Source organism: Nocardia sp. 149-1B, from assembly GCF_057747975.1.
This window is the reverse complement of sequence record NZ_CM173233.1, coordinates 1,037,082-1,052,888: the sequence shown is the minus strand read 5'-3', so window position 1 is coordinate 1,052,888 and position 15,807 is coordinate 1,037,082. Positions and strand designations below refer to the sequence as shown.

12 protein-coding genes are annotated in these 15,807 nt (G+C 68.9%); 6 read left to right on the top strand and 6 right to left on the bottom strand.

The genetic code is table 11. The features are described from left to right. Positions 1–156: 156 nt before the first annotated feature. Positions 157–747: a TetR/AcrR family transcriptional regulator gene (locus AC3ANS_RS05060; RefSeq protein ID WP_488295075.1), complete on the bottom strand. Its 591-nt coding sequence runs from the start codon at positions 745–747 to the stop codon at positions 157–159. Positions 748–811: 64 nt separating this feature from the next. Here AC3ANS_RS05060 and AC3ANS_RS05055 point away from each other — a divergent pair, with 64 nt between their 5' ends. Both AC3ANS_RS05055 and AC3ANS_RS05050 read left to right on the top strand, forming a co-directional pair. Next, the gene (locus tag AC3ANS_RS05055; RefSeq protein ID WP_488295074.1) at positions 812–1,216 is read left to right on the top strand and encodes a VOC family protein; all 405 of its coding nucleotides are present in this window, start codon (positions 812–814) and stop codon (positions 1,214–1,216) included. Positions 1,217–1,247: 31 nt separating this feature from the next. Then, positions 1,248–2,426 carry a recombinase family protein gene (locus tag AC3ANS_RS05050; RefSeq protein WP_488296430.1) on the top strand — a complete coding sequence of 393 codons (1,179 nt, stop codon included), beginning with the start codon at positions 1,248–1,250 and terminating at the stop codon, positions 2,424–2,426. A gap of 203 nt (positions 2,427–2,629) precedes the next feature. Here AC3ANS_RS05050 and AC3ANS_RS05045 read toward each other — a convergent pair whose 3' ends face one another. From AC3ANS_RS05045 to AC3ANS_RS05030, 4 genes are all read right to left on the bottom strand, one after another. Next, entirely contained in the window at positions 2,630–3,160 is a 531-nt protein-coding gene (locus AC3ANS_RS05045) for a rolling circle replication-associated protein (protein ID WP_488295073.1), read from the bottom strand. 686 nt (positions 3,161–3,846) lie between these two features. Next, positions 3,847–4,221: a hypothetical protein gene (locus AC3ANS_RS05040; protein WP_488295072.1), complete on the bottom strand. Its 375-nt coding sequence runs from the start codon at positions 4,219–4,221 to the stop codon at positions 3,847–3,849. A gap of 27 nt (positions 4,222–4,248) precedes the next feature. Further along, on the bottom strand, positions 4,249–4,830 hold the full coding sequence (locus tag AC3ANS_RS05035; protein ID WP_488295071.1) for a hypothetical protein: 582 nt from the start codon (positions 4,828–4,830) through the stop codon (positions 4,249–4,251). A 377-nt stretch (positions 4,831–5,207) separates the two neighbouring features. Further along, positions 5,208–5,471, bottom strand: a complete 264-nt coding sequence (locus AC3ANS_RS05030) for a hypothetical protein (RefSeq protein WP_488295070.1) — start codon at positions 5,469–5,471, stop codon at positions 5,208–5,210. A 605-nt stretch (positions 5,472–6,076) separates the two neighbouring features. On the opposite strand from AC3ANS_RS05030, the gene AC3ANS_RS05025 reads away from it, so the two are divergent. From AC3ANS_RS05025 to AC3ANS_RS05015, 3 genes are all read left to right on the top strand, one after another. Further along, on the top strand, positions 6,077–7,903 hold the full coding sequence (locus AC3ANS_RS05025) for an AMP-dependent synthetase/ligase (RefSeq protein ID WP_488295069.1): 1,827 nt from the start codon (positions 6,077–6,079) through the stop codon (positions 7,901–7,903). Positions 7,904–8,109: 206 nt separating this feature from the next. Continuing rightward, positions 8,110–10,248 (top strand): MMPL family transporter, encoded by a 2,139-nt coding sequence (locus AC3ANS_RS05020; RefSeq protein ID WP_488295068.1) that lies wholly within the window; start codon positions 8,110–8,112, stop codon positions 10,246–10,248. A 53-nt stretch (positions 10,249–10,301) separates the two neighbouring features. Then, positions 10,302–12,812: a bifunctional FO biosynthesis protein CofGH gene (locus AC3ANS_RS05015; RefSeq protein ID WP_488295067.1), complete on the top strand. Its 2,511-nt coding sequence runs from the start codon at positions 10,302–10,304 to the stop codon at positions 12,810–12,812. A 3-nt stretch (positions 12,813–12,815) separates the two neighbouring features. Here the strand turns inward: AC3ANS_RS05015 and AC3ANS_RS05010 are convergent, their stop codons facing one another. Beyond that, positions 12,816–15,212 carry a phosphoketolase family protein gene (locus AC3ANS_RS05010; RefSeq protein ID WP_488295066.1) on the bottom strand — a complete coding sequence of 799 codons (2,397 nt, stop codon included), beginning with the start codon at positions 15,210–15,212 and terminating at the stop codon, positions 12,816–12,818. A gap of 93 nt (positions 15,213–15,305) precedes the next feature. On the opposite strand from AC3ANS_RS05010, the gene AC3ANS_RS05005 reads away from it, so the two are divergent. Beyond that, a complete protein-coding gene (locus AC3ANS_RS05005) occupies positions 15,306–15,746 on the top strand; it encodes a DUF5709 domain-containing protein (RefSeq protein WP_488295065.1) in 441 nt (146 codons plus the stop codon). Positions 15,747–15,807 lie beyond the last annotated feature (61 nt).

Below are 15,807 nucleotides of genomic sequence, written 5' to 3'. Positions count from 1 at the left end.
ACGGAGGTTGAGCTGCGAAGGCGCGCTAGCGCCTGAGCCTCGAAACCACCGTCACCAAGCGGGCCCCGGTCCGGTCACCGACGGTGGTTGAGGTGCGAAGGCGCGCTAGCGCCTGAGCCTCGAAACCACCGTCGCCGAGGGGCCCCAGCCCGACGACTACGGTCGGCCGCTCTCGATCCTGAGCACTTGACGGACGAGGCGCTGGACGAAGGCGTCGTCGATCGGCTGACGGGAGAACCAGCGTCGGTAGAACAGCGGCCCCAGGAGTGCAGCCACCAACACCGAGACGTCGACGTCGGCCGCCAGCTCGCCGCGCGCCACGCCTCGCTCGAGCACGGTCTTGAGCGGGGCGGCGTGCCCGTCCTGGATGCGAGCGTGGATCTCGGCAAACTCCGAGTCGCGCTCGGCGGCGTCGATGACCGAGGGCACCACCGCTGCCCAGTTCGCGCTCCACAGCAGCCGTCCGATCTCGAGCAGGATGGACTCGACGTCCCCGGTGACGGATCCCGTGTCCGGCGTCCCTTCCTCCTGCTCGGCCACCATGCGTGAGCACGCATCGGCGACCAGTGCCTCGCGCGTCGGCCACTGCCGGTAGATCGTGGTCTTCGCGACCCCCGATCGCCGCGCGACCTCGTCGACGCTGAACCCGCCGATGCCGCTCGCCACGAGCAGGTCGAAGGCAGCCGTCAGGACTCGCTCCCGCGAGCGCTCGAGACGTTTGTCCACGATCTTCGCGCCTTCCTTCATGGACCGTCGGTACGTTTCGCTACGCTCCCGTAGCGTAGCGAAACATCCTCGAAAGGACTCTCTCATGAAGTTCGCATCCGCCCGCATCATCACCGACGACCTGGACCGGCTGGTCGGTTTCTACGAAAGGGTCACCGGTGCGACCGCCGAGCGGCCGGCGCCGGTGTTCGCCGAGCTGGTGCTCGGCACGTGCACCCTGGCGATCGGTCACTCCCAGACCGTGCAGCTGTTCGGCGGCGACTCGGCCCGTGCGGCCGACAATCACAGCGTGATCCTCGAGTTCCAGGTCGAGGACGTCGACGCGGAGTACGCCCGCCTGGAAGCCGTGGTCGAGGACTGGGTCCAGCCGCCGACCACCATGCCGTGGGGCAACCGGTCCATCCTGTTCCGCGACCCCGACGGCAACCTCGTGAACCTCTTTGCGCCCGTGACCGAGGAGGCCCTCGCACGGTTCAGCGGACGCCCCTAGCGTCGATGGCGAGACGAGCCGTCGCGCGGGACTGCTCGCGCAGCTCCTCTCCTGGCGCCGCCCCGCCGAGCTCGAGCAGTTCTACGAGGTCGTCCAGGCAGCCGGAGTCCGCCACGTCCGGTTCGTCACCGGGGACACCGACATCTCCGCCACCGACGGGCTGATGATGGCCCGCATCCTGGGAGCGTTCGCCGCGAAGGAGTCCGCGAACATCAGCCGCCGCGTGGTCCGCAAGATGGAGCAGGTCGCCGCCGAAGGCCGACCCCACGGCGGATCACGCCGACCCTTCGGCTACGAACGCGACATGATCACCGTCGTCCCCGACGAGGCCGAGACCATCCGGACCATCGTGGCCCGGTTCTTGGCCGGGGAGTCCACCCGATCCCTCGCGATCTGGCTCAACGACCAGCAGGTCCCCACCGTGACCGGTCGCCCGTGGATCACCACCACCCTCAAGGGCGTGCTCACCAACGCCCGCTATGCCGGTCTCCGTGCCCACCGCGGCGTGGTCGTAGGTCCCGCGGTCTGGGAGGCGATCATCAGCGAGGACGACCACCGCCGCATCCTGGCCAAGTACGCCGAGAAGAAGACCAGCGGACGCCGCACCCCGCAGCGGTACCTGCTGACCGGGATGCTGCGGTGCAGCAAGTGCGGCATTCGCCTGTACTCCAGCGCCCGGCAGGAGAAGAACGGTCCCACCCGGCGGTACGTGTGCCTGTCTGGCCCCGACCACGGCGGATGCGGTGGAATCACGATCACCGCCGACCCGTTGGAGCGGTTCATCGCCGACGCCGTGCTCTACCGCCTCGACACCCCCGAACTGGCCGACACCCTCGCCGGACGCTCCAGCGCCGATGCCCGCACCCAGGAACTCACCCGCGCCCTGGACGAGACCCAAGAGCAGCTCGAAGAACTCGCGACCGCCTACGCCGCCCGGCAGATCAGCATGCGGGAATGGATGACCGCCAAGACCCCGATCACCCAGCGCCTGGAGAACACCCAACGCCAGCTCGCCACGATCAGCCACACCACCGCCCTGACCGGCCTGGTCGGCAACGGCGACCAGCTACGCGGATCGTGGGAGACCCTGAACCTCTCCCGTCAGCACGCGATCGTGGCCGCCCTGGTCGATCACATCACCATCGGTCCCGGCACCCCGGGAACCCGAGGACTCGACCCATCCCGGGTGAGCGTCGTGTGGCGCCACTGAAGCCGTCCCCGGAGCGGTCCCACCGGGAGGGCGGGTGCCGCTTCGCTTGCGCCCCCGTCCTCCCGCCGACCCCGCATCCGGCGCAGCACCCAGCAGCGCACTCACCCGGCGCACCACCGTGGGATCGGTGACCTTGGCCGGGACCCCCTGCGCCGCGCACGAAGCCTCGACCCAGGCCGCGACCTCATCCGGTCCCAGCTGGCTCAGTCCCATGCGAACCACACCGCCGGCGGACCCTGCCAGTTCTCCGCGTCCGCCGAGGACCACGAGATAGCCGGCAACACCCCGCCCATCCGTTCGACCGCCTGGTGCAGCACGTCGCGCGACGAGCAGCCCGTCAGCCGCACCACCGGCGGCTGGAACCCCTGTGCCACCTCATAGCGGTGCAGCCCCAGCGCCCGTTCGGCCTCGGTGTCCGCGAACGCCTTCGTCACGTACTTGGACAGATACCCGGCGGCACGCCGTGCCTCGTGCAGCTTCGTGGACCCCACCGGCAGGTCTGAGAGCCGCTTGATGTGCACGAACCCGTGCCCCCACGCGGCCTCGATCTTCGACCGGTTGATGAACTGCCCGACTGCGAAGTGCACGTGCAGCCCGTGACCGGACTTGTGCCACTCCGGCACCCACACGTACGGCAGCGCCTCCCCGCCCAGTGCCGAACGTAGCGCCCGGAAGAACACCGCGACATCCGCCCGTAGCTGCGCCGGGTCGTGGCACCCGATGGCGTAGGTCAACGTGCCCAGCCGGTTCAACCGGTGCGCGGTGCAGTACCGCCGGACCTTCGCCCGAGCACGACGCGCAGCCTCAGCACGCGACCGCTCCGGATCCGCAGCAGGCGTCCCAGGGACCCACACCCGCGACGGACGGTTGGAGTAGACGAACGCGCCCTCGGCCTCCCCAGCCGAGGGATACAACGACAACGACCAGCCCGCATCCGGGCGGACCAAGACAGAAGCAGACACCAGAACACTCCGAGCAATGAGCCGACAGGGAATGTCGGCCCCACTCGAAGCCAAGGCGAACGCAGCGGGGCCCTAGCCACCTGCGGCTTTCGCTGGCCCGCTTACTGCCTTCGTCTCATCTCACCGGATCGGTCCCTGGTCGCGACCACGACCATGCGTATCGGCCCCGGGACCAGGGCCATTCAGGTGTTACTCGGCGCTGGTGGCACGCCGTTCCGGTCTCGCAAGCCACATCATGCACGAGGCCACCGACCGGGCCGGGTCGGACACGCCGGACCGCAACCGCCCCAGGTCGGCGCGCACGCGCTACTGCCCCCATCCGCACCCCCGCCCGGCAAGAAGCACACCGCGCGGGGCCCCTGCGGACCCGAGAGAGGGGCAGCACGGGGCAGGGCCCCTAACGCGAAACCCGCTCCGAGTTACGTTGCTACTTCAAGTCAAGAGCGACCGTACCCAAGCTAGAAGGGCGGCATCTGTTCCAACTCGGTCAACATGTTCGCGACCGGGTCCGATGTGAAACGCGATTGTATGAGATTCCAAAGGTTTCTCGCACGCGAAGCAAGCCACTCCGGCGCAGCATAGGGAAATGTGTCCCGGTCGACGTCAGGGCCCCAGATCACCCACTGATCCGAGTATTCATCGTCGATAATCCCTACCGACAGTACGTAAGGGAGGAGTGCATCATCGTCTTGCGTCTCAAAAAGCACGACCGAGTCATTCAAGACGAGTTGGTAAGAGTTGCGCCTCTTCAACTCTCGCCACTGCACATTTCCGTATTGGGTTTGTTCCGTCAACAAGTCGAGCCAGCGGGCAACTGCCTCATCGCTAGCCATTACTGACTCCTGATCCGATTTGCATCGTCACTCCGACTTCGGCCGAAACTGCTGCTTGAGGAACGCGCCGATTACGCCGAGTAGCGTCGTCCCAAGGACCGTTATGCCCGCCCCGTCGTGGCCCAGGAGCGTGAGTAACACCCCCGTGACCAGCAGCAAGACTAGGACCAGCACTGCCCGGTTCGCCGCGCGATTCAGGTGTTCACGATCCGCTGCGGCGTCCATCCGCCTGGTCTCCGCCTCGTACTTCTCGATTGCGTCCTGCCGCTCATCCCGTTCCAGTCGCCCCCGCTGTTCAGCTTCGAGGCGGGCTAACATGCGCTCAGGAAACCCTACTTGGGGAAATGCCTTGTCGAGATTCACTAGCACGTGGTCCGCCGGGAGTCCACCATAGGAGTCGCCCGACTCCTGCCGCAAAATGCTAGTCACGCGGTGTTCGATCCGACGTTCCATGTAGATCGCCAGCTTCTTCTCCCGGTCGTCCGGGATGAACCGTGCGTCGTAACTCTGGTTCTCTACGGAACGATTAGGAGGATGGCGTTCGGGGTTTCGACCCTTCGGCAGGTCCGGGAGCCGATTCTCCGAATCTGGCCCGTCGGACTCGCTCATGGCTTCTTGGTCTTAAGAGCCCTGACCTCGCGACCACTGACAGCGCGTGCCTCCCGACTCAAGACGCGAGCATCACGGTTCAGTCCTGAGCCTGACGTCGTTGCTATGCCTTTGCGCACGGGCGCTGTCTTCTTGGGGCGCGCCAGCGTCCTTCCGCTTACATCAATGAGTGAGCCGACCGCCTTCGTTCGAACATCATTTTTCTGCGAAATCTTGCGAGCCACACTCATCTCCTCTCCAAGGATCCTGAACGGGAGCATAGCGATGCGGCGGTTGTTCCGCTGCAAGGTGCCGATGGCCCGGGAGTTGGATTGCCGCCTGGAGTGGACTAGCGGGAGTCGCCGGCCACGCCGCATGCGTCTCAGAATCTGGATGTACTAGCGACTGGCGAGGTTCCAGGTCGCGGTCGGGCCCAGCGGCCAGGGGATGGTGTGGTTGAGATCGCAGGACCGGGACGATCTGCTGCAGCCGACAAGGACACAGGTCGGATGCGCGAGCACTGCTTGTTCGTACTGGGCCGCGGTCGGTTGGTAGCGGTCGGTGAAGAGCTCGTCGGCGAGGTCGATGACCGGCTTGAGGGTGATCGTGGTGCCGGCCTGGACGGACCACTCGGCGAGCTGGTCGAGGGTGACCCCAGGCACGGGTGTTCTCCACACCGACGGTCCCGGGCCCGTCGTTGGGGCGATGGTGGGTGGGGATCACCACCTCCCGGCCGAGGTCGGACGTCCGTCCTCCTCGGGCGAGGATGCCCAGCGCCATCGGGCCGGACGCGCCCGCAGCCGACCGACAGCTCGACGCCGCGCGGGCTGCGGTGGTTTCGAGGCTCGTCGCCAGCGCTCCTCACACCTCAACCACCGTGCGTCCCTGGCGCCCTGCCCACGCTCCGGGGGTTTCGAGGCTCGTCGCCAGCGCTCCCCACACCTCAACCACCGTGCGTCCCTGGCGCCCTGCCCACGCTCCGGGGGTTTCGAGGCTCGTCGCCAGCGCTCCTCACGCCTCGACCGCCGTGTGTCCCTGGCGCCCTGCCCACGCTGCGGTGGCTTCGAGGCTCGTCGCCAGCGCTCCCCACACCTCGACCACCGTGTGTCCCTGGCGCCCTGCCCACGCTCCGGGGGTTTCGAGGCTCGTCGCCAGCGCTCCTCACACCTCGACCACGTGATCCGCGATCTGACAGGGCCCTCGACAAGAATCGTCCTGAACGGGAGGCTGTGACCCACGCCACGCCCGTCGACCCAGGGAGCACCAGATGAGCAACGACGTCCTCTCCGAGCGCGCCAGGATCGAGGCCGCGGTCGCGGGCCGGACCTTCGTGGACGCCCTGGCCGAGACAGCGGCGAGGTTCGCCGACCAGCCGGCGTACTCCGACAAGCACGAGGTGCCCGAGGGCGAGGCGTGGCGGACGCTCACCTGGGCGCAGACCAGAGAGCTCGCGCTCGACGTCGCCGCCGGCCTGATGGCCGCCGGCGTCCAACCCGGCGACACGGTCGCGATCATGGCGACCAACCGCATCGAGCACTTCGTGGCCGACATGGGCGCGGTCCACGCGGCCGCGACCCCGATGTCGATCTACAACACGCTCTCGCAGGAGCAGGTGGCGTACGTCGCGAACCACGCCCAGCCGACCGTCGTCATCCTCGAGAACGACGACCACCGCGCCCGCTGGACCAAGGCGCTGGACGAGACGACGAGCGTGGGCAAGGTCGTGATGCTCGGCCGGGAGTGGGACGAGCTGGTGGCGTCCGGCCGGGCCTACCGCGCGGAGCACGACGACGAGCTGGCGGCGCGTGCGAGCGGGCTCGACCCCGACGCACCGGCCACGATCCTCTACACGTCCGGCACCACCGGCAACCCCAAGGGTGTGGTGCTCACCCACCACAACGTGATGTACGAAGCGCTCAGCACGCTCGAGGCGGCCGGGCTGCACGAGGCGCAGACCGCGATCAGCTACCTGCCGCTGGCGCACATCGCGGAGCGGGTGCTCGGGCTCTACGGCCCGCAGATCCAGGGCAGCCACATGCACGCGATCGGCGACCCGTCCGGCCTGCTCGCAGCACTGGGCGAGGTGCACCCGACGAGCTTCTTCGGCGTCCCGCGGGTGTGGGAGAAGATCAAGACCGGCCTCTCCGCCAAGCTCGCCGCGGACCCCGACCCCGCCAACCAGAAGATGGTCCAGGACGCGATGGCGGCCGCCCAGGCCTGGGTCGCGGCCCAGGAGGTCGGCGGCACGATGACCCCCGAGATCGAGGAGGCCTACCGCTCGGCCGACGAGCAGATCCTGGGGTTCCTCAAGCTGCTCCTGGGCCTCGACCAGGTGACGTGGGCGGGCTCGGCGGCGGCACCGATGCCGATCGACGTGGCCCGGTTCATGGCCGGCCTGGGTCTCAAGGTCTTCGACGTCTACGGCATGACAGAGACGTGTGGCGCGATCACCGCCAACGGGCCCGGCGGGTTCAAGCTCGGCACCGTCGGGCGCGCCACGCCCGGCATCGAGGTCAAGCTCGGCGAGGACGACGAGGTTCTGGTGCGCGGTCCGGTGATCACACCCGGCTACCACCTCCAGGAGGAGGCGACGCGGACGCTGATCGACGAGGACGGCTGGGTGCACACCGGCGACATCGGGACGCTCGACGACGACGGCTTCTTCGCGATCGTGGACCGCAAGAAGGAGCTGATCATCACCTCCGCCGGCAAGAACATCGCACCGTCCAACATCGAGGGCTACCTCAAGGAGTCGCCGATCGTCGGCCACGCGATGGCGATCGGTGACGGGCGCCCGTACGTCGTCGCGATACTCACCCTCGACGGCGAGATCGCGCCGATCGTGGCCCAGCAGCTGGGCATCGAGTTCACCGACCTGGCCGACCTCGCCGAGAAGCCGGAGATCCGGGCCATGGCGCAGAAGGCCGTCGACGAGGCCAACGCCCGGCTCTCGCGGCCCGAGCAGGTCAAGTCCTTCGAGCTCCTGCCGGTCGAGTGGACCGCGGAGTCCGAGGAGCTGACCCCGACGCTCAAGCTCAAGCGCCGAGTCGTCAACACCAAGTACGCCGACGTGCTGGACCGCCTCTACGGCTGACGAGCGGGGCGGGTGGTTCGCGGGCGCGGGTCACCCGAGGTCTCCTCAGCGCCTCCGGCAAGCGGTCAGTCCTTGTCCTGAATCCCTGTCACAAAGGACCCGTCCCATTCGTCGTCATGGTGTCCGATGAGTTCGGGACGCCGCCCGGGTCGGACTAGGGGAAAACCCCGATGCCGACTGTCCCCGCAGCCTGAGAGAGTCCCCCCATGCACCGTCAGATCGCCGGCAAGCTCACCAACCGCGTCACCAAGTGGGTGGTCGCGGTCATCGCGCTGCTCATCTTCTTCCCGATGGCGATGCTCGGCAGCAAGCTGACCGACGTCCAGGACAACGAGGCGTCCTCGTGGCTGCCCAGCAGCGCCGAGTCGACCAAGGCGCTGGACCGGCTCGCGCCGTTCCAGGACCCCAATGACATCCCCACGATCGTGGCCTACCACCGCGCCGGCGGTCTGACCCCGGACGACCTGTCCGCCATCAAGGCCCAGCTCACCGACATCTCCGCGATGAAGGGCGTCGTGGGCGAGGCCCAGGGCCCGATCGTGTCCGACGACGGCGAGGTCGCCCAGAGCGTCGTGACCTACAACTTCGGCAAGGACGGCTGGAACAAGCTGCCCGACACCGCCGACGAGCTGCGCGACCTCACCGACATCTCGGGGGTCGACGTCCACATCGCCGGGCAGGGCGGCCAGGCGGCAGACTCCGCCGAGGCGTTCGCCGGCATCGACGGCACCCTGCTGTTCGCCACCCTCGGGGTGGTCATCTTGATCCTGCTGTTCACCTACCGCAGCCCGGTGCTGTGGATCGTGCCGATCCTCTCCGCGATCTGCGCACTGGAGATCTCCCAGGGTCTCGTCTACCTCCTCGCCAAGTACGCCGACCTCACGGTCAACGGGCAGAGTCAGGGCATCCTCACCGTGCTCGTCGTGGGTGCCGGCACCGACTACGCCCTGCTGCTGGTCGCGCGCTATCGAGAAGAGCTGCGCCGACACGAGGATCGTCACGAGGCGATGGCGTTCGCCCTCCATCGCGCCACCCCTGCGATCGTGGCGAGTGCCGCGACCGTCGTCGTCGGCATGCTGTGCCTGACCCTGGCGGAGATGAACTCCACGGCCGGTCTCGGGCCGGTGCTCGCGATCGGTGTCGGCGTGACGCTGCTGGTCATGATCACAGTGCTCCCGGCCTGGCTGGTGATCTTCGGCCGGTGGATGTTCTGGCCCAAGCGCCCGACCTTCGGCTCCGACGAGCCCACGGCCTCGGGCCTGTGGGCGCGCGTCGGCCGCGGCATCGCTCCGCGCCCGCGCGCGGTCTGGGCCGTGACGGCGTTCCTCCTGCTGGTGGCCTGCCTCGGCCTGTTCAAGCTCGACACCGGTGGCCTGAACTCGGCCGACCAGTACACCAAGGAGTTCGACTCCGTGAAGGGCCAGCGGCTGCTCGAGGCCCACGGCATGGTCGACACCTCCAGCCCGATCATGGTCGTCACCAAGGCCGACAAGGCCCAGGACGTCGCCGACGCGATCTCGGCCTCGGGCGCCGGGACCCCCAACACCGACATCCCACCCCAGGACGGCACCGCCCTGGTGACCGTCCCGGTCTCCGGCGACGTCGCCGACCAAGCGGCGTTCCAGACCGTCGAGAAGGTTCGCGACGCCGTGCACGCGGTCGACGGGGCCGACGCGGAGGTCGGCGGCACGTCCGCGATCTACCTCGACATCGAGGACGCGTCCCATCGCGACAACCTGGTGATCATCCCGGTGGTGCTGCTGGTGGTGATGCTGATCTTGATGGTGCTGCTCCGCGCGGTGCTCGCACCGGTGATCCTCATCGTGACCGTGATCCTCTCCTTCGGCGCGGCGCTCGGACTCTCGACGCTGCTCTTCCACGGGGTCTACCCCCACCTCTTCTCCGAAGGTGAGGGCTTCCGCCATGCCGACGCGTCGTTCCCGCTGTTCGTGTTCACGTTCCTGGTCGCACTCGGCATCGACTACAACATCTTCTTGATGACCCGGGTGCGGGAGGAGACCGTGGAGCGCGGGACCCGGCGTGGCTCCCTGGTCGCCCTGCAGGCGACCGGAGGCGTGATCACCTCGGCGGGACTCGTGCTCGCGGCCACCTTTGCGGTCCTCGGATCCCTGCCTCTGGTGTTCCTGGCTGAGCTCGGCACGGCGGTGGCGCTCGGTGTCATCCTCGACACGATGATCGTGCGCTCGGTGCTCGTGACCGCGATCAACCTCGACCTGGGCGGCAAGATCTGGTGGCCGAGCTCCCTGGATCGCAACCCTCCGGTCGACCCGGACACGGCGGTCGCGCTCGAGCCCGAGGCCGCGACCACGGCAACGCCGGTCTGACCATCAGCTGGGCCCGCCGCCCCGCACCGGGGCGGCGGGCTAGCCTGGGCGCGATGAACGAGCAGCCGACGCCGCAGCAGGTTCGCCGGGCCCTGGCGCGCGCCGAGCGCGGCGCCGCGCTGGACGCCGCGGAGGCGACGGTCCTGCTGGCCGCGACAGGAGCCGACCTCGATCGGCTGACCGCCGCGGCGGCCCGGGTCCGCGACGCGGGGCTGGTGGCTGCCGGCCGGCCGGCCGTCGTGACGTACTCCCCCAAGGTCTTCATCCCGGTCACTCGCCTGTGCCGCGACCGGTGCCACTACTGCACGTTCGTCGAGACGCCCGCGCAGGCGGCCCGCGAGGGGCGCTCGCCGTACCTCTCCCCCGACGAGATCCTCGCGATCGCCAGCCAGGGCGCCGAGCTCGGTTGCCTCGAGGCGCTGTTCACCCTGGGCGACCGGCCCGAGGACCGGTGGCCAGAGGCGCAGGCGTGGCTCGACGAGCAGGGCTACGACTCCACGCTCGCCTACGTGCGCGCGATGGCGGTGCGGGTGCTCGAGGAGACCGGCCTGCTCCCCCATCTCAACCCCGGCGTGATGTCGTGGGAGGAGATGAACCGGCTCAAGCCGGTGTCGCCCTCGATGGGCATGATGCTCGAGACGACCTCTCGGCGGCTGTTCGAGGACAAGGGCGAGGCCCACCACGGCTCCCCCGACAAGGATCCCGCGGTGCGGTTGCGGGTGCTCGAGGACGCCGGCCGACTCTCGATCCCGTTCACCACCGGGCTGCTGGTCGGCATCGGCGAGACACTCGAGGAGCGGGCCGAGACGATCTTCGCGCTGCGAGCCACCTCGCGGGCGTTCGGCTCGGTCCAGGAGGTGATCGTCCAGAACTTCCGGGCCAAGCCCGACACCGCGATGCGGCACACGGACGACCTCGGGCTAGACGAGTACCGCGCGGCCATCGCCGTCACCCGCATCGTGCTCGGCCCCAAGGCCCGGGTGCAGGCGCCGCCCAACCTGGTCGACCTCGAGGAGTGCCGCGCCCTGCTCGAGGCCGGCGTCGACGACTGGGGCGGGGTCTCCCCGCTGACCCCCGACCACGTGAACCCCGAGCGGCCCTGGCCGTCCTTGGAGCGGCTGCGCGACCTCACCTCCTCCTGCGGGTTCGAGCTCAAGGCGCGCCTGACCGTGCACCCGGAGTACGTCCGTGCCGGCGAACCATGGCTGGACCCGCGAGTCTCGGCGCACGTCGCGGCGCTGGCGACCGACGACGGGCTCGCGCGGCCCGGCGTACGCCCCGTCGGGCTGCCGTGGCAGGAGCCCGACGGCGGGTTCGCATCGGTCGGGCGCACCGACCTGTTCGCCGCCGTCGACAGCGAGGGTCGCACCGACGACCGGCGCTCGGACTTCGCGAACGTCTACGGCGACTGGGACGCGGTGCGCGAGGCGGCTCGCAGCACGGGTGCGGGCGTCTCGACAGGCTCGACCACCGGTCTCGACGCCCTGCGCGCGGCCGAGGCCGACCCGGGCAACCTGTCCGACGAGCACGCGCTGACGCTGATGACCGCCGAGGGCGATCTGCTCGAGCAGGTGTGCCGGCTGGCCGACGACCTGCGCCGCGAGACGGTCGGCGACGACGTGACGTACGTCGTCAACCGGAACATCAACTTCACCAACGTCTGCTACGTCGGCTGCCGGTTCTGCGCCTTCGCCCAGCGGCGCACCGACGCGGACGCCTACTCGCTCTCGCTCGACGAGGTCGCCGACCGGGCCGCCGAGGCGTGGGATCTCGGGGCGACCGAGGTCTGCATGCAGGGCGGCATCGACCCCGAGCTGCCCGCGTCGGCGTACTTCGACCTGGTGACCGCGGTGAAGCAGCGGGTGCCGGACATGCACGTGCACGCGTTCTCCCCGATGGAGGTCGTCAACGGGGTGGCGCGCACCGGCCTGTCGATCGAGGACTTCCTGATCAAGGCCCGCGAGGCGGGGCTCGGGTCGCTGCCCGGCACCGCCGCGGAGATCCTCGACGACGAGGTCCGCTGGGTGCTCACCAAGGGCAAGCTGCCCACCCGCACCTGGATCGAGATCGTCTCCACGGCCCACCGGGTCGGCGTCCCGACGACCTCGACGATGATGTACGGGCACGTCGACAACCCGCGGCACTGGGTCAACCATCTGCGGGTCCTCTCCCGCATCCAAGACGAGACAGGCGGCTTCACCGAGTTCGTGCCCCTGCCGTTCGTGCACACGAGCGCCCCGATCTACCTCGCCGGCGTCGCCCGCCCCGGGCCGACCCTGCGCGACAACCTCGCGGTCCACGCGATGGCCCGGATCCTCCTGCACGGACGCGTCCGCAACATCCAGACCTCGTGGGTCAAGCTCGGCGTCGAGGGCACCCGCGCGATGCTGCAGGCGGGCGCCAACGACGTCGGCGGCACTCTCATGGAGGAGACCATCTCGCGAATGGCCGGCTCCGAGCACGGATCGGCCAAGACCGTCGCCGAGCTCGTCGAGATCGGTGCCGGCATCGGCCGGCCGGTCGTCGAGCGCACCACGACGTACGCCCGACGAACGGCCTCCTGACTGCTACGCCTCCGGGGCGTTCAGCTCGGGCGCCTCGGTCACGTGCCGCGGACCGAACGCGTCCTCCCAGCTCCAGTCCCGGATCTCCGGCATGTCCTCACCGTGGGTGCGGATGTACTGCTTGTGCCGGATCAGCGCGTTCTTGAACTCCTCGCGCGCACTGCCCGACGCCGTCGCCAGCCGCGGCACCCGGTCGATCACGTCGATCGCCAGGTTGTAGCGGTCCATGTGGTTGAGCACGGTCATGTCGAACGGTGTCGTGGTCGTGCCCTCCTCCTTGTAGCCGCGCACGTGGATGTTGGCGTGGTTGGTGCGCTTGTAGGTCAGGCGGTGGATCAGCCACGGGTAGCCGTGGTAGGCGAAGATCACCGGCTTGTCGGCCGTGAACAGCGCGTCGAAGTCCGCCTCGGAGAACCCGTGCGGGTGCTCGCTCGCGGGCTGGAGACGCATCAGGTCCACCACGTTGACGAACCGGATCCGCAGGTCGGGCAGGTACTCGCGGAGCAACGCGACCGCGGCCAGCGTCTCCATCGTCGGCACGTCACCGGCGCAGGCCATGACGACGTCGGGGCCCTCGCCACCGTCGTTGGACGCCCACTCCCAGATGCCGGCACCCTTCGTGCAGTGCACGATCGCCTCGTCCATCGTGAGGTACTGCAGGGCCGGCTGCTTGCCCGCCACCACCACGTTGACGCACTGCTTGCTGCGCAGGCAGTGGTCGGTGACCGACAGCAGCGTGTTGGCGTCCGGCGGCAGGTAGACGCGGACCACGTTGGCCTTCTTGTTCACGACGTGGTCGATGAACCCGGGGTCCTGGTGGGAGAAGCCGTTGTGGTCCTGGCGCCACACGTGCGAGGTCAGCAGGTAGTTCAGCGAGGCGACCGGACGGCGCCACTCGATCCGGTTCGTCGACTCCATCCACTTCGCGTGCTGGTTGAACATCGAGTCGACGAGGTGGATGAACGCCTCGTAGCAGGAGAACAGCCCGTGGCGGCCGGTGAGCAGGTAGCCCTCGAGCCACCCCTGGCAAGTGTGCTCCGACAGGATCTCCATGATCCGGCCGTCGGCGGCGAGGTGGTCGTCGTAGTCGAGGACCTCGGCGTTCCAGGTCCGGTTGGTGACCTCCATGACGTCCTGGAGCCGGTTGGAGGAGTTCTCGTCCGGGGCGAACAGCCGGAAGTTGTGCATGTTCTGCGCCATCACGTCGCGCAGGAAGCCACCCATCACCCGGGTGGCCTCGACGGCGCCGGTGCCGGGTGCGTCGACCTCTACCGCGTAGTCGCGGAAGTCCGGCATCCGCAGCGGCTTGAGCAGCAGCCCACCGTTGGCGTGCGGCGAGGCGCTCATCCGCATGTCGCCCTTGGGGTGCAGCGCCCGGATGTCGGGCGCGGGGCAGCCGTCCTCCTCGAACAGCTCCTCGGGGCGGTAGCTGCGCATCCAGTCCTCGAGCACTGCCCGGTGCGCGTCGTCGCTGCGGGCGTTGGCGAACGGGACCTGGTGGGAGCGCCAGAAGCCCTCGACCTTCTTCCCGTCGACCTCCTTGGGACCGGTCCAGCCCTTAGGTGACCGCAGGACGATCATCGGCCAGGCGCGGCGCGGGGCCGAACCCGACGAGCCGCGCGCCTCGGCCTGGATCTCGGCGATCTCGTCGAGGCAGCGGTCCAGGGTGGCGGCGAACTCCGCATGCATCTGCTCGGGGTCCGAGCCGGAGACGACGTACGGGTTGTGCCCGTAGCCGCGCAGCAGCGAGAGGAGCTCCTCCTCGGGGATGCGGGCCAGCACCGTCGGGTTCGCGATCTTGTAGCCGTTGAGGTGCAGGATCGGCAGGACCGCGCCGTCGCGACGCGGGTCCACGAACTTCGTGGAGTGCCAGCTGGTCGCGAGCGGGCCGGTCTCCGCCTCGCCGTCGCCGACGATCGCCGCGACCACGAGGTCGGGGTTGTCGAACGCGGCGCCGTATGCGTGCGAGAGCGCGTAGCCGAGCTCGCCGCCCTCGTGGATCGAGCCCGGGGTCTCGGGAGCCACGTGGCTGGGGATGCCGCCCGGGAACGAGAACTGCTTGAACAGCCGCTGCATCCCCGCCTCGTCCAGCGAGATGTCGGGATAGACCTCGGAGTAGGTGCCCTCGAGGTAGGACGACGCCACCAGGCCCGGACCGCCGTGCCCCGGCCCGGTGATGAAGATCATCCGCTGCCGGCGGGCCATGATCGTGCGATTGAGGTGCGCGTAGATGAAGTTGAGGCCGGGCGTGGTGCCCCAGTGGCCCAGCAGCCGCGGCTTCACGTGCTCGGCCACCAAGGGCTCGCGCAGCAACGGGTTGTCCATCAGGTAGATCTGGCCGACGGACAGGTAGTTGGCGGCACGCCACCAGCGGTCGAGTGTCTCGAGGGAGGTGTCCATGGCTTTACCGTTACCGCTCACCTCACCGCACGCAAGGGCCCAACGGTCACGTGTCCCTGTGGGCTAGCGTGAAGGTCCGACGAAGGAGGAGACGTGAGCAGCCACAGCGAAGGTGAATCCGAGGTCTACGGCGACTACAGCGTCGACGACGAGGACCAGCCCGGCAACATCGACGACCTCGGAGACGGCGACGTCGACGACGAGCTCGACCGCGGCTACTCGCCGCCCGAGCACTACTCCGCCGGCCAGGGCTACGGCAACACGCCCTGGGAGGAGGAGCACCGCGAGACGATCGACCAGCGGCTCGGCCAGGAGGTCCCCGAGACCGACCCGTACGCCGAGACCGGGGACGAGGACGTCCTCGACGACGGCGAGGTCGGCACCGCACGCGCGGGCCGGCTGGTCGACCCCGACCAGGGCCTGGGCGAGGACACCGAGAAGGACCTGGTCGGCGATGACGTGGGCATCGACGGGGCGGCCGCCTCCGCCGAGGAGGCCGCCATGCACATCGTCGAGGACTACCGAGAAGAGTGAATCTCCCTCCATCGGGGTAATGACTCCTGGTCAAACGGGGGCATACCAGGGAGGAAGAAAG

Bases quoted from the DNA above. Each gene is read 5' to 3' on its own strand.
- AC3ANS_RS05060 (WP_488295075.1), bottom strand. From the start codon at position 747: ATGAAGGAAGGCGCGAAGATCGTGGACAAACGTCTCGAGCGCTCGCGG.
- AC3ANS_RS05055 (WP_488295074.1), top strand. From the start codon at position 812: ATGAAGTTCGCATCCGCCCGCATCATCACCGACGACCTGGACCGGCTG.
- AC3ANS_RS05040 (WP_488295072.1), bottom strand. From the start codon at position 4,221: ATGGCTAGCGATGAGGCAGTTGCCCGCTGGCTCGACTTGTTGACGGAA.
- AC3ANS_RS05035 (WP_488295071.1), bottom strand. From the start codon at position 4,830: ATGAGCGAGTCCGACGGGCCAGATTCGGAGAATCGGCTCCCGGACCTG.
- AC3ANS_RS05025 (WP_488295069.1), top strand. From the start codon at position 6,077: ATGAGCAACGACGTCCTCTCCGAGCGCGCCAGGATCGAGGCCGCGGTC.
- AC3ANS_RS05020 (WP_488295068.1), top strand. From the start codon at position 8,110: ATGCACCGTCAGATCGCCGGCAAGCTCACCAACCGCGTCACCAAGTGG.
- AC3ANS_RS05015 (WP_488295067.1), top strand. From the start codon at position 10,302: ATGAACGAGCAGCCGACGCCGCAGCAGGTTCGCCGGGCCCTGGCGCGC.
- AC3ANS_RS05010 (WP_488295066.1), bottom strand. From the start codon at position 15,212: ATGGACACCTCCCTCGAGACACTCGACCGCTGGTGGCGTGCCGCCAAC.